This window comes from Streptomyces sp. NPDC058295, assembly GCF_042880655.1.
GTDB lineage: Bacteria > Actinomycetota > Actinomycetes > Streptomycetales > Streptomycetaceae > Streptomyces > Streptomyces coriariae.
The window spans coordinates 99,391-113,044 of sequence record NZ_JBHVYO010000019.1; the positions used below are offsets into that span (position 1 = coordinate 99,391).

Genomic DNA, 13,654 nt, shown 5'->3' on the forward strand with positions numbered 1-13,654 from the left:
GTGACCGTAGGACCTCAAGCAACCTTGAGGTCAACCTTCTCCCCGCATCTTCGACGGAAAAGGATCGGACAAGGGATCAGCCGAGGGGTCGGACCGCGGATCAGACACAGGATCAGGCACAGGATCAGACGAAGGACCCGATGACCGTACGCAATGTTCCGTCCCCGTTTCCGCAACCCGCCGTTGGCGCCGTGCCGAGAACCTCTTCGAGTGTGACAGCGGTTCCCGTTCCCCTTGTTCCCGTTCCCCTTCCCCCGGGCAGGCCGGCCCGGCGCGTGCCGGTGCGCCAGATCCTGTGTCTGCTTCCGCTCCTGCTCGTCACCGTGGTCGCGGTGCGGCACCGGTCCGTTCTCGTCGAGGGCTTCGCACAGCTGCGGAGCGCGCAGTGGCCCTGGCTGCTGGCCGCGCTCGCGGCGACCTGTCTGACGTGGGTGGCGGCGGCCGTCACCCGGCAGGGCGCCGTGGTGGAGCGGCTGCCCGGACGACGGCTGCTGGCCGCGCAGTTCGCGGCCGGCGCGGCCAACCACCTGCTGCCGACAGGGCTGGGCGCGAGCGCGGTCAACCTACGGTTCATGACCGTGTGCGGAGTGCCTCTGGCCCGCTCCTCCGCGGCCCTCGCGCTGTATCTGATGGCGGAGGGCGTGGCCCGGGTGGGCCTGCTGACCGTGCTGCTGCTGGTCTTCCCCGACGCGTTGCGGCTCGGCTCCCTGCTGCCCGGCGGGGCGCTCGGCCCGCTGCTGGGCGTCCTCGGGGCGGCCGTACTGGTGGTGGCGAGCGCGCTCGCCCTCGTACGGCGGCTGCGGTCGGCGGTGTGCTCCTTCCTGCGCACCGCGCTGGGCGAGGCACGCTCGGTGCACTCCCGCCCGGCCCGGGCGCTGGCCCTGTGGGGCGGCTCGCTGGCGTTCCCGATGCTCCAGGCGGCCGGCCTGGCCGCGGTGGGGCAGGCGCTGGGGCTGCCGGTGCCGGTGGCGCACATGGCGGTCGCGTACCTGGCGGCGACGGTGGCGGTCGCGCTGGTGCCGACGCCGGGCGGGATCGGTTCGGTGGAGGCGGCGCTGATCGTGGCACTGGTGGCGGCGGGCGGTCCGGTGGCGCCGGCCACGGCCGTGGTGCTCGGCTACCGGATCATCACGGTGTGGCTGCCGCTGGTGCCGGGGGCGCTGACGCTCGGTGCGCTGGTACGGATGAAGGTCATCTGAGGCACCCGCGCGGCCTCGGCCGCCTCACGGCCCGACGCTCACGTGGACGGGACCGTCCCTCGGGTCGACCCGGTGCGTCCAGTCGGCCGGCAGGCGCAGGGTGCGGTTCGGCAGGGCGGCCGTCCACAGCCGTTCCCGGTGCAGCACGCGCCCGTTCTGGGTGACGCGCAGGACGGGGCGGGTCAGTCTCGTGGCGGTGCGCAGGACGTAGGGGAGGCGGTCCGCCGCAGTGACGCGGTTCGGGGCGATCCAGCGCAGGGGCGGGTCCACGAGCAGCGGCACGGCATCGGCGCGGTCGGCGCCCGAAGGCCGGCCCGTGGCCGCGAGGTGGTCGGTGGCCGCGAGACGGTCGGTGGCCGCGAGGTGGTCGAGGACGGCACCGGCGGCGTGGGCGCCCTCACGGACGGCGGTCGCCGCGCTCTCCACGGCGTGCAGCACGCTGCCGACGGCGAAGACACCGGGGCGGGAGGTGCGCAGGGCGCCGTCGACGGCCGGGCCACGGGTGCCGGGGTCCAGGACGAGCCCGCCGCGCCGGGCCAGTTCGTGGTCGGGGACGAAGTCGCCGGTGAACACGACGGTGTCGCAGGACAGTACGGCCGTACGGCCGTCGCGGTGCCGCACCCGCACGCCCGACAACCGTCCCCGGCCCAGCAGTTCGGCAACGGTGGTGCCGGTGAGGAGTGGAGTGCCCCGGCGCAGCCGGGAGTCGGCGGCACGGGCCGGGGTGGTCTGCGGGCCGGGCAGGTCGGTGAGCATCGCCACGACCGTGGCGCCGGCGGCCCGTACGGTGTCGGCGGCGGCGTACGAGACGTCCTGCGCGCCCACCACCACCGCGCGGGTACCGATCCGCTGCCCGTAGAGGTGTACGGCCTGCTGGAGTTCGCCGGTGGTGTAGACACCGGCCGGGCGGGTGCCGGGCACCAGACGGGCCGCTCGGGGGCGTTCGCGGGCGCCGGTGGCCAGGACGACCGCCCGTGCGGTGATCGTCCCGGGCCCCTCGGCGCCGAGGGTGCGCAGGGCGAGGGGGCCGGCCCAGTCGAGGGCCGTCACACCGGTGCGGACGATCGCCCCGGCCTGCCGGGTCGCGGTGACCAGCAGCCGGGCGTACGCGGGGCCGGTGAGGGGATGCAGCAGGGTGCCGTAACCGCCGTGCGCGCAGTGCCGCGGCGCTCCCCCGGCCCGGGTCTCCCGGTCCACGATCTCGACGCGTCCGGCTCCGGCGGCGGCGAGCCGGGCGGCGGTCGCGAGGCCCGCGGGGCCCGCGCCGACGACCAGGACGTCGACGCGGCGCGCTCCGGTCATATCGGGGCCTGTCATATCGGGGCCTGTCAGCTCGGGGCCTGTCATGTCCGGGCCTCCTCCAGCAGGGCCCGCACGGCCGCCCCGCAGTGGAAGCCCTGGCAGCGGCCCGCGCGGGCCCGGGTGCGGCGGCGCAGTCCGTCGAGGGTGCGCGGCGGGATCGGATCGGCGAGGGCGTCGCGGATCGCGCCCCGGGAGACGCGTTCGCAGTGGCAGACGAGGATGCCGTACTCGGGGCCGGTCCGCCTCCGGTTCATCCGCACCGGTCGCAGTTCGCGCACCGGTCCCGGGTCGAGGCCGGCCTCGGTCTCGAGCAGGCCGACGACGTGGGCGGCGATGGCGAGGGACGCGGTCAGACCGGTGGAGCGGATCCCGCCGACGGTGACACCGGCCCGACCGGGGTGGGCGGTGATGCGGTAGTCGTCGTACTCGGTGGCGGCGCGCAGTCCGGCGTAGACGGCGGTGACCTCCTCGTCGAGGAGGCCGGGCAGGATGCGGCCGCCCTGCGCGCGCAGTCCCGCGAGGCCGTCGGCCGTGGAGTGCGTGGCCCGTTTGTCGTCCAGGTCCTCGGCGGTGGGGCCGAGCAGGACGTTGCCGTACACGGTGGGGGCGACCAGGACGCCCTTGCCGAGGGCAGTCGGCACGGGCAGCAGGATGTGGTGGACGAGATCGCGGGCGAACGTGTCGAAGACGATGAGCTGGCCGCGGCGCGGGGTGACGGTGAAGTCGTCGTGGCCGAGCAGCCGGTCGAGCGCGTCGGCGTGCAGACCGGCCGCGTTGACGAGGAAGCGGGCGCGCAGGGTGCCCCGGCCGGTGTCGATCAGATGGGTGTCGCCCTGCCGGTCCACCTGTCGGACCGGGGAGTCGAGGTGCAGGTCCACACCGTGCCGCACCGCCTGGGTGGCGTACGCCAGCGGGGTCGTCCAGGGGCAGATGACGCTCTCGCCGGGCACGTGCAGGGCGCCGAGCGCGCCGGGCCCCAAGTGCGGCTCGCGCGCGTACAGTTCGGCGGCCCCGATCGGCCGCGCGTCCTGGTACTCGTTGCGCTCGGCCTTCTCCGCCAGGTGGGGCAGGGCGGCGAGCTGCTCCTCGTCCCAGGCCACGAGCAGCGCGCCGACCGGCTCGACGGGGATGCCCGACTCGGCGGCGTACGCGGCGAGCAGGGCGGCGCCCTCGCGGACCAGACGGGCCTCCAGCGAGCCGGGGACCGCGTCGAAACCGGTGTGCAGGATCGCGGTGTTGGCCTTGGACGTGCCCTGGCCGATGTCGTCCTGGGCCTCGACCAGGGCGACCTTCAGGCGGGGCCGGCGGGCCAGTTCGCGGGCGATGGCGCAGCCGACGACTCCGGCGCCGACGATCGCGACGTCGTACGCAGCCGTGGGCAGCGGCCCGTCGGAGGTCACCGTCATACCGGCGCCCTCTCCAGCAACACCGCTACGGCGGCACGGAATTCACCCAGCCGCCGCGCCGCCTCCGCCGCCGGGATGCGCGGCTCGTACACGGCCGAGGGCCTGCTCTCGGGCAGCGCGTCGGCGACGCTCAGACCGGGGGTGAAGCCGAGGCGGGCCAGGGCGCCCGCGCCGAGGGCGGTCGCGTCGGGCAGCGGGGACACCTCGACGCGACACTGCGCCAGGTCGGCCTGGGTCTGCATGAGCAGGGCCGAACGGGTCAGGCCGCCGTCGACCCGCAGGGTGGACACGGGCGTGCCGAGGTCGGCCGACACGGCCTCGGCCAGCTCCACGATCTGTGCGGCCAGGCCCTCGCACAGGGCGCGCACCAGGTGCCCCGGGGTGGTGTCCAGGCCGAGTCCGGTGAGGGAGCCGCGCAGGTCGCCGCGCCACCAGGGGGCGGCCAGTCCGGCGAGGGCGGGGACGAAGGTGACGCCGCCGCTGTCGGGCACGGTGGCGCCGACGGTGTCGAGGTCGGCGGCGTCCTGGATGACACCGAGGCCGGTGAGCCAGCGCACGGCGGAGGCGGCGGTGTACACCTGGCCGTCGAGACAGTAGGCGGTGCGTCCCCCGAGCCGCCAGGCGACGCAGCCGACCAGTCCGGAGGCGCTGCGGCGGGCCGTGTCGCCGGTGGGGGCGAGGAGGAACGCCCCGGTGCCGTAGGTGCATTTGGCGACGCCGGGGGTGGTGACGCGTTGGGCGAACAGGGCGGCCTGCTGGTCGACGGCGAGGCCGGTGAGCGGGATCTCCGGGCCGAACGCGCGGGTCGTGCCGACCGGTCGGGCGTTGTCGACGATGTCCGGGAGCCGTTCGCCGGACAGGCCGTAGAGGTCGAGGGCGCGCGGCGACCACCGCGAGCGGTCCAGGTCGAGCAGCTGGGTGCGGCCCGCGGTGGCGGCGTCGGTGACATAGGCGCCGGTGAGGCGGTGGACGAGCCAGGCGTCGCTGGTGGTGACGACTCCCTCGGCGGTGCGGTGACGTCGTATCCAGGCCATCTTGGGGGCGGCGAAGTACGGATCCAGGGGCAGGCCGGTGAGGTGGCGCAACTCGGCGGCGTACGACTCCAGTTCGGCGCAGACGGAGGCGGCCCGGCGGTCCTGCCAGACGAGGGCTTCGGTGAGCGGGCGGCCCGTGGCCGGGTCCCAGGCGAGGACGGTCTCGCCCTGGTTGGCGAGGCCGAGCGCCACGACGGGTTCGCGGGCCTCGGCCAGCGCCTGGCGGCCTGCGGCGACGACCGAGTCGTACAGCGCGCCGGGGTCGACCTCGGCCAGCCCGCCGGGTGGGTAGCGGGGGTGCACGGCGGCGAACCCGGTGCCGATCACCCCGCGTTCGGGGCAGACCACCAGGGCCTTGGTGCCGGAGGTGCCCTGGTCGACGGCGAGTACCGGACCCGTCATCGCGCCCTCCCTGGGTGATCGGTCGGGTGATCACGGGGCGACAGCCTGCCGTCGGTCCACGGGTCCCGTCAAGAGGCCCCCGACCAGCGGTGACCCCGCCCTCGTTCGTTGGCTGATGGCCAGTCAAATAAGGTGTGCAAAAGGAGAGTTGGATCGAGCGAGAAACGAGTGTGAGCCGTTTCCGGCGCCTCTATAGTGACGGCCGGTCGACGCGATCTCCGCACCCGCCGCTCCATCCGCCGCCCCGAGGAGGGCTGTTGTCACTCCACCCTGCCGTCGTGCCGGTACCACGCCCGCGGGCGGGTGGCTGATGGCGAGAGACGGAGCACGGCCGGCCTACGACCCCGCCGGACACGACGGTGATCTGCGGGCCGCCCTCCAGGAGGTCCGCACCGGGCGCTGGCTGTCGATGCGCGTCCTCCTGGAGCGCACCACCGCGTGGTGCCAGTGGACGCGGCGCACCCAGGTGCTGGCCGCCGCGGCGGCCGGGACGGACGTGGTGCGGGCCTGGCTCGCCGAGGAGCCGCACAGCGTCCCGGCCACGGTGATGCAGGCCCGGGTCGCCGTCGAGCGGGCGCTGCGGGCGCATCGCGAGCGCCATCTGCGTACGCACGAACTGTGGATCGAGGCCTGGGACCTGAGCCAGTCGGCGGCCCGCACGGCGCCGCCGGACCCGGTGCCGTGGGTGTGCCTGCTGGCGCTGGCCCAGCTGGACCGCAAGCTGCTGTGGGCGGAGCACCGGGCGGCGCCGCCCGAGCCGAGCCTCCCGCCGGGCCCCTGGGGGCTGCTGGACGAGGCCGGCCGACGTGACCCGCACAACCGCGAGGCGCACCACCGCATGCTCCAGTTCCTGTACACACAGGCGGGTTCCGGCCGGCTGGCCGGGGCGGCGGGCTTCGCGCACCGGGTCGCGGGCACCGCCCCGCCGGGTTCCGCGCTGCACGTCCTGCCCCTGTACGTGCGGGCCGAGCGCTACCGGCGCGGTGGCGGGCGCGGCGCCGCCCTCGATCTGCACTGGGTGGCGGAGGACGCGACCCGGGAGGCGCTGCGGGCGCGGGAGGGGTGGTTCGACCGCGCCGGTCCCGCCGAGCGCTCGCCGCTCGACCTCAACCATCTGGCGCACGCCCTGTGGGGAGCGCTCCGCTTCGCCGACGCGGCCGAGGTGTTCGACGCGATCGGCCCGTACTGCACGCCGCTTCCCTGGGCGTACCGCGCTTCGGCTCCCGGGGATCACGCGGAGGCCGTGCAGGTGTTCCTCCAGGCCCGTTCGCGCAGCCGGCCTGCGGCGCGGGGGCCCGGTTCCTGACGCCGTCCCCGTCCCCCTGCTCATCGCCCTCAACTCCCCCACCCCTCCCGCCTCCACTCCCTCCCCTTCTGCCTCGCGCTCCCCTCATGGCCCGTCTTCCTCCGGAGGTTTGTCATGTCCAGCGTCCCCGACCCCGCGGCTCTGCCCGCCTTGCCCGCCTTGCCCGCCTTACCGGCCGTACCCGGCCCCGACGAGGAGCAGCGGCTGCGCGAACTCGGCTACCGGCCGGTGCTGGCCCGCCGGATGGGCGGCTTCGGCAACTTCGCGATCAGCTTCTCGGTGATCTCGGTCCTGTCCGGCTGTATGACCCTGTACGGCTTCGGCATGGGCGCGGGCGGCCCCGCGGTGATGCTCTGGGGCTGGGCGGGCGTCGGCCTGTTCGTGCTCTGCGTCGGGCTCGCGCTGGCCGAGGTCACCAGCGCCTATCCGACCTCCGGCGCCCTGTACTACATGGCCGACCGGCTCGGCGGCCGGCGCTGGGGCTGGTACACCGGCTGGCTGAACCTGCTCGGCCTGTTGGGCGCGATCGCCGGCATCGACTACGGCGCCGCGCTGTTCGTGGGCGCGTTCGCCAATCTCCGCTGGGGCTTCGAGCCGACGCCGGAGAAGACGATGCTGATCTTCGTGGCGATCCTGCTGCTGCACGCCGTGCTGAACCTGTTCGGCGTCCGCCTGGTCAGCGTCCTCAACTCCGTCTCCGTCTGGTGGCACCTGGCGGGGGTGGCGCTGATCGTCGGCGCGCTGTGGATCGTCCCGGACCACCACCGGTCGCCGTCGTTCGTGTTCACCGAGTTCGTGAACGACACCGGCTGGCACAACCCGGTGTACGTGGCCGCGATCGGGCTGCTGCTGGCCCAGTACACGTTCTCCGGCTACGACGCCTCGGCCCACCTCTCCGAGGAGACCTCCAACGCCTCGGTGGCGGCGGCCCAGGGCATCGTGCGCTCCATCTGGGTCTCGTGGATCGCGGGCTTCGCGCTGCTGGCGGGGCTGACCTTCGCCATCCAGGACTACGCCGCCACCCGCGCCACCGCCACCGGTGTGCCGCCCGCGCAGATCCTGCTCGACGGGCTGGGCACGGACGGCGCGAGCGCGCTGCTGGTCGTGGTGATCACCGCCCAGTTGTTCTGCGGGAACGCCGAGGTCGCCGCCGCCAGCCGGATGGTCTTCGCGTTCAGCCGGGACCGGGCCCTGCCCGGCTCGGATCTGTGGCGCAAGGTCAGCAGCCGTACCCAGACGCCGGTCGCCGCCGTGTGGCTGTCGGTGGCCGTCGCGGGTGTGCTCGCCCTGCCGTCCCTGTACTCGGCCACGGCGTACGGCGCGGTCACCGCCATCAACGTCATCGGCATCACGCCCGCGTACGCCATCCCGGTGCTGCTGCGGCTGCGCGCCGGGGACCGTTTCCGGCCCGGTCCGTGGCATCTGGGCCGCTGGAGCCGTCCCGTCGGGTGGGTCACCGTGGTGTGGGTGGCCTGTGTGACGGTGCTGTTCTGCCTGCCCCAGTCGTCACCGGTGACGGTGGACACGATGAACTACGCGTCCGTGGCGCTGGCCGTCGTACTGCTCCTCGCCACGGTGTGGTGGTTCGTGGCCCGCCGTTCGTACGGGACGCCCACCACAGCGGCCTACGGATCGGACCGCGAGCAGGCCGAACTGGCCGAGGGAATCGTCTGAGCTGCGGGATCCCGCCACCGCGACCGGATCCTCGGGTACGAACTCCCGTGCCGGATACGGCAGGATGAGCGGTCGCGCCCGCTGCGCGAACGGCGGGCGCGACCGCACATCCCGGAACCGAACAGGTGACATCGTGACGAGACTTCACATCCGGCCGTCGGCGACCCCCCGTGCCGCGGATCGACTTCCCGGAGGTGACCGGTGAACCGCTCCCTGACCCTGGACGACGGAGTCATCGCCGGAATCGCCCTGGCCACCGGCCTGTTGGCCGCCTTCCTGTCCCGCACGCTGCTGCGCTGGCTGGCGAAGCACGCCAAGCGCACGAGGTGGAGCGGCGACGACGTCGTCGTGGACGCGCTGCGCACGGTGGTGCCGTGGTCGATGATCGCCGGTGGCGCGGCGGCCGCGGCCGCGGTGCTGCCGCTGACGAAGGCCGTCCAGCACACCGTCAACCAGTCTCTGACGGTGTTGCTGATCTTCGTGGTGACCGTGTCGGCGGCGCGGGTCGTCGCCGGGCTCGTGCAGTCGGTGACCCCCTCGCGCTCCGGGGTCGCCGGGTCGGCCACGATCTTCGTGAACATCACCCGGATCCTGGTCCTGGCGATCGGCTTCCTGGTGGTGCTCCAGACGCTGGGCATCTCCATAGCCCCGCTGCTCACCGCCCTGGGCGTCGGCGGTCTGGCCGTCGCGCTGGCCCTCCAGGACACCCTCGCGAACCTGTTCGCGGGCATCCACATCCTGGCCTCCAAGACCGTCCAGCGCGGTGACTACATCAAGCTGAGCAGCGGTGAGGAGGGCTATGTCGAGGACATCAACTGGCGTCAGACGACCGTGCGCGCCCTCTCCAACAACCTCGTCGTCATCCCCAACGGGCAGCTCGCCAAGACGAACATGACCAACTACATGCGTCCCGAGCAGCAGTTGACGATCCTGGTGCAGGTGGGCGTCGCCTACGACAGTGACCTGGAGCAGGTGGAACGGGTGACCTCGGAGGTCATCGCGGAGGTCATGACGGGCGTCGACGGCGCCCTCCCGGACCACGAACCCGCCATTCGTTTCCACACCTTCGGCGACTCGCGGATCGGCTTCACGGTGATCCTGGGCGTCGGCGAGTTCAGCGACCAGTACCGGATCAAGCACGAGTTCATCAAGCGGCTGCACCGCCGCTACCGCGAGGAGGGCATCCGGATTCCGGCGCCGGCCCGCACGGTGGCGTTGCAGTCGGGCACGGTCGTCATCCCGCAGCAGCGGACCGGCGACGACTTCGTGCAGGGCGGGATGACCACCCTGCACGACTGACGGCGGCCGAGGGCGTCGGCCGCCGGGTCAGAGCGTGGCCGAGTTCTCGTGCCGGCGCGCGCCCGCCGGCCGGCGCGGGGCGGTGAGGGACGGCGTCACCGGGGTGACCGTCCAGTCCGGATGGCCGGGCATCCTCGGGGTCGTCGTGCCGTACAGCCAGTCCCGCAGGAAGCCGGACACGTCCTGCCCGCAGGTGTGCGAGGCGAGGGCGATGTAGTCCTCCGTCGACGCCGAGGAGTCGCGGTGGCGGGCCAGAAAGGCCCGCTCGACCGCGTGGAAGGCGTCCTCGCCGACGAGCTGCCGCAGCGCGTACAGGACGAGGACGCCGCCCAGATAGCGCTGGCTGTCGAAGAGGTTGACCGCGTTCGGCGCGGCCACCGGGCCGGAACTCTTCCGCCACTGGTCGCCGCGCGCGTAGGTGTCCTTCATCCGGGCCTCGAAGGTGGTCAGGCCCAGGGAGTCCGCCCAGCCCCGCTCGTAGCGGTAGAGCAGCCCGTAGAAGTCGGCGTGGCCCTCGTTGAGCCACAGGTCGGCCCAGCCGGCGGGGCTGACACTGTTGCCGAAGTAGGAGTGGACCAGCTCGTGCATCATGTGCGAGCCGATCTTCGGCTCCGCCTGGAGCAGGTAGTTCGGCTTGTACAGGGTGAGGGTCTGGGTCTCCAGGCCAGTGAAGTCGAAGGCGCTCGGGTCGTCGGAGTTGCAGGGCAGCAGTCCGTACGTCTCGAACGGGTAGGCCCCCAGCCGTGCCTCGATCCACTCGACCAGGTTCGGGGTGAGCGCGAGGGCAGGCTCCAGGGCCTCGGCCCGCGCGGTCGGGACGACGTCGCGCAGCGGCAGTCCGTGCGGGCCCCGGCGCTCCTTCACGACATAGTCGCCGACGGTGACCTGCACCAGCTCGGTGGCGATCGGCGAGCGGGAGCGGTAGGTGTACGCGGTCCGGTCGCCGGCCAGCTCCTCGGTGCACACGAGGGAGCCGCTCGCGACGGCCCGCAGGGCTGCCGGGACGGTGATGCGGAAGGTGAAGTCCGCCTTGTCCGACGGATGGTCGTTGCAGGGGAAGACGGTGTGCGCCGAGTCCGGCTGGGGACAGATCGCGAACCCGTCCGCCGTCGGCACCCACGCGGTGTGCGCGAGCGCGCGGCGCGGGTCCGCGGTGTACGTCACGCACACGGTGACCCGGGCCCGGTCGGGCAGCGGCCGGTCCGGGGTGATCCGCAGCTTTTCGTCCACCTGTTCGAAGGTGGCCGTGCGGCCGTCGACGCGGACCGTGCGTATGTCCAGGCCCAGGGCGTCCAGCGAGAGACGGGTGAGGGCCTGGGTGGTGCGCAGCTCCAGGGTCGCGGCGGCGTCGACCAGGGCGGTCGAGGGGTCGTAGGAGAAGTCGAGGTGGTAGGCGTCGACGCGGTAGCCGTTGTTCCCGAGGGCCGGGAAGACGGGGTCACCGAGGGTCTCGGGAGCCGCCTCGGGGGGCGGGGCGCCCTCGGTCCTCGCGCCCGCGTACGCCGTGTTTCCCCCGGCCAGAACTGCCGCCGTGCCGATCAGCGCGGCCGCCGGGGCCGTCACTCTGCTGCGATATCTCATGGTCCGCTTTCGCTCGGGCGGCCGGCTGGTCGGTCCGGCCGTCGGATCAGGTCGACGCTGTACACCCGCATGACCACGAAAACGAACACTTCGGTTGCCCCGCGGAACCACCCGGACATCCCGGGGTGTGAGGAGACCCCTGTCGAGCCGACGCCGGTCACGAGATATCTTGATGTCGAGCAATGTTGCAGACGTGGAGCGGAGCACCCGGTGACTGACTCGACCATCATCTATACGCACACTGACGAGGCCCCGGCCCTGGCGACGTATTCCTTCCTGCCGGTGGTCCAGGCGTACGCCTCGCAGGCGGGTGTCGCCGTCCAGACGCGGGACATCTCGCTGGCCGGGCGGATCATCGCCGTGTTCCCGGAGTACCTGACCGAGGACCAGCGGATCCCCGACGCGCTGAGCGAGCTCGGTGAGCTGGCCAAGACGCCCGAGGCCAACATCATCAAGCTGCCGAACATCTCGGCGTCGATCCCGCAGCTCAAGGCCGCGGTCGCCGAGCTCCAGGCGCAGGGCTACGCGCTGCCGGCCTACCCGGACGACCCGAAGACCGACGAGGAGCGGGAGATCCAGGCCCGCTACGACAAGGTCAAGGGCTCCGCCGTGAACCCGGTCCTGCGCGAGGGCAACTCCGACCGCCGCGCCCCCGCGTCGGTCAAGAACTACGCGAAGACCCACCCGCACCGCATGGGCGCCTGGTCGCCGGAGTCCAAGACCAACGTCGCCACCATGGGCGTCGACGACTTCCGCTCCACCGAGAAGTCGGTCGTGATCTCCGAGGCCGGCTCTCTGAGGATCGAGCTGGTCGGCGACGACGGCTCCACCAAGGTGCTGCGCGAGTCGGTACCGGTCCTCGAGGGCGAGGTCGTCGACGCCTCCGTCCTGCACGTCGCGCCGCTGCGCGAGTTCCTCACCGCGCAGATCGCCCGGGCCAAGGCCGAGGGCGTGCTGTTCTCCGTACACCTCAAGGCCACGATGATGAAGGTCTCCGACCCGATCATCTTCGGTCACGTGGTCCGCGCCTTCTTCCCGAAGACCTTCGCGCAGTACGGCCAGACGCTCGCCGCGGCCGGCCTGACCCCGAACGACGGTCTGGGCGGCATCTACAAGGGCCTGGAGTCCCTGCCGGAGGGCGCCGAGATCAAGGCCTCCTTCGACGCCGAGCTCGCCGAGGGCCCGGCGCTGGCCATGGTCGACTCCGACAAGGGCATCACCAACCTGCACGTGCCGTCCGACGTGATCGTCGACGCCTCGATGCCGGCCATGATCCGCACCTCCGGCCACATGTGGGGCCCGGACGGCCAGGAGGCCGACACCCTCGCGGTGCTGCCGGACTCCTCCTACTCCGGCGTCTACCAGGCCGTGCTCGACGACTGCCGCGCCCACGGCGCCTACGACCCGTCGACCATGGGCTCCGTCCCGAACGTCGGCCTCATGGCGCAGAAGGCCGAGGAGTACGGCAGCCACGACAAGACCTTCGAGATCCCGACCACCGGCACGGTCCGCCTCGTCGACCGGGCCGGCAACGCGCTGATCGAGCAGGCGGTCTCCGCGGGCGACATCTTCCGCGCCTGCCAGACCAAGGACGCGCCGATCAAGGACTGGGTGAAGCTGGCCGTCACCCGCGCCCGCGCCACCGGCAACCCGGCCGTGTTCTGGCTGGACGAGACCCGCGCCCACGACGCGAACCTGATCGCCAAGGTCAACGCGTACCTGCCGGAGCACGACACCGAGGGCCTGGACATCCGGATCCTCAACCCGGTCGAGGCGACCAAGCTGTCGGTGGAGCGCATCCGCCGCGGCGAGGACACCATCTCCGTCACCGGCAACGTGCTGCGCGACTACCTGACCGACCTGTTCCCGATCCTGGAGCTGGGCACCAGCGCCAAGATGCTGTCGGTCGTCCCGCTGATGGCGGGCGGCGGCCTGTTCGAGACGGGTGCCGGCGGCTCAGCGCCGAAGCACGTCCAGCAGCTGGTCAGGGAGAACTACCTGCGCTGGGACTCCCTGGGCGAGTTCTTCGCGCTCGTGCCCTCCTTCGAGCAGTACGCCGAGTTCACGGGCAACACCCGTGCCAAGGTCCTGGCCGACACGCTCGACCGCGCCACGGCGACCTTCCTGAACGAGGACAAGTCCCCGACCCGTCGCGTCGGCGGCATCGACAACCGCGGCAGCCACTTCTTCCTGTCCCTGTACTGGGCGCAGGAGCTGGCCGCGCAGACCGACGACGCGGATCTGGCCAAGGTTTTCGCCCCGCTCGCCGAGACCCTCGCGGCGAACGAGCAGACCATCGTCGACGAGCTGAACGCCGTCCAGGGCAAGCCCGCCGACATCGGCGGCTACTACCAGCCCGACCCGGCGAAGGCGGCGGCTTTCATGCGCCCGTCGACCACCTGGAACGAGGCCCTGGCGTCCCTGAACTGACGCACCGCGACACCCACCTCC

The 13,654-nt window shown here is 72.8% G+C and carries 9 protein-coding genes; 5 read left to right on the top strand and 4 right to left on the bottom strand.

The window, feature by feature from the left end; translation table 11 throughout:
- The first annotated feature begins 275 nt into the window (after positions 1-275).
- On the top strand, positions 276-1,199 hold the full coding sequence (locus ACFVYS_RS21615) for a YbhN family protein (protein ID WP_389504258.1): 924 nt from the start codon (positions 276-278) through the stop codon (positions 1,197-1,199).
- Between the two features lie 24 nt (positions 1,200-1,223).
- Here the strand turns inward: ACFVYS_RS21615 and ACFVYS_RS21620 are convergent, their stop codons facing one another.
- From ACFVYS_RS21620 to ACFVYS_RS21630, 3 genes are read right to left on the bottom strand one after another with little or no spacing between them, the layout of a single operon-like run.
- Positions 1,224-2,501, bottom strand: coding sequence for an NAD(P)/FAD-dependent oxidoreductase (locus tag ACFVYS_RS21620; RefSeq protein WP_389504357.1), 1,278 nt, complete (start codon positions 2,499-2,501; stop codon positions 1,224-1,226).
- A 41-nt stretch (positions 2,502-2,542) separates the two neighbouring features.
- Positions 2,543-3,907 carry an FAD-dependent oxidoreductase gene (locus ACFVYS_RS21625; RefSeq protein ID WP_389504260.1) on the bottom strand — a complete coding sequence of 455 codons (1,365 nt, stop codon included), beginning with the start codon at positions 3,905-3,907 and terminating at the stop codon, positions 2,543-2,545.
- Positions 3,904-5,343 (bottom strand): FGGY family carbohydrate kinase, encoded by a 1,440-nt coding sequence (locus ACFVYS_RS21630; protein WP_389504262.1) that lies wholly within the window; start codon positions 5,341-5,343, stop codon positions 3,904-3,906. Before ACFVYS_RS21630 ends, ACFVYS_RS21625 begins: the two co-directional genes overlap by 4 nt.
- Positions 5,344-5,653: 310 nt before the next feature.
- Here ACFVYS_RS21630 and ACFVYS_RS21635 point away from each other — a divergent pair, with 310 nt between their 5' ends.
- From ACFVYS_RS21635 to ACFVYS_RS21645, 3 genes are all read left to right on the top strand, one after another.
- Entirely contained in the window at positions 5,654-6,649 is a 996-nt protein-coding gene (locus tag ACFVYS_RS21635; protein WP_389504263.1) for a hypothetical protein, read from the top strand.
- Between the two features lie 114 nt (positions 6,650-6,763).
- Positions 6,764-8,323 carry an amino acid permease gene (locus tag ACFVYS_RS21640; protein WP_389504264.1) on the top strand — a complete coding sequence of 520 codons (1,560 nt, stop codon included), beginning with the start codon at positions 6,764-6,766 and terminating at the stop codon, positions 8,321-8,323.
- A 201-nt stretch (positions 8,324-8,524) separates the two neighbouring features.
- Entirely contained in the window at positions 8,525-9,622 is a 1,098-nt protein-coding gene (locus ACFVYS_RS21645; RefSeq protein ID WP_389504266.1) for a mechanosensitive ion channel family protein, read from the top strand.
- Positions 9,623-9,649: 27 nt separating this feature from the next.
- Here the strand turns inward: ACFVYS_RS21645 and ACFVYS_RS21650 are convergent, their stop codons facing one another.
- Complete coding sequence (locus ACFVYS_RS21650) at positions 9,650-11,185, bottom strand: M1 family metallopeptidase (RefSeq protein ID WP_389504267.1); 1,536 nt, start codon at positions 11,183-11,185, stop codon at positions 9,650-9,652.
- Between the two features lie 228 nt (positions 11,186-11,413).
- On the opposite strand from ACFVYS_RS21650, the gene ACFVYS_RS21655 reads away from it, so the two are divergent.
- Positions 11,414-13,633 carry an NADP-dependent isocitrate dehydrogenase gene (locus ACFVYS_RS21655; protein WP_389504269.1) on the top strand — a complete coding sequence of 740 codons (2,220 nt, stop codon included), beginning with the start codon at positions 11,414-11,416 and terminating at the stop codon, positions 13,631-13,633.
- The last annotated feature ends 21 nt before the right edge of the window (positions 13,634-13,654 follow it).

Coding starts and splice junctions, on each gene's coding strand:
- ACFVYS_RS21620 (WP_389504357.1), bottom strand. CDS start 2,501: ATGACCGGAGCGCGCCGCGTCGACGTCCTGGTCGTCGGCGCGGGCCCC.
- ACFVYS_RS21625 (WP_389504260.1), bottom strand. CDS start 3,907: ATGACGGTGACCTCCGACGGGCCGCTGCCCACGGCTGCGTACGACGTC.
- ACFVYS_RS21630 (WP_389504262.1), bottom strand. CDS start 5,343: ATGACGGGTCCGGTACTCGCCGTCGACCAGGGCACCTCCGGCACCAAG.
- ACFVYS_RS21635 (WP_389504263.1), top strand. CDS start 5,654: ATGGCGAGAGACGGAGCACGGCCGGCCTACGACCCCGCCGGACACGAC.
- ACFVYS_RS21640 (WP_389504264.1), top strand. CDS start 6,764: ATGTCCAGCGTCCCCGACCCCGCGGCTCTGCCCGCCTTGCCCGCCTTG.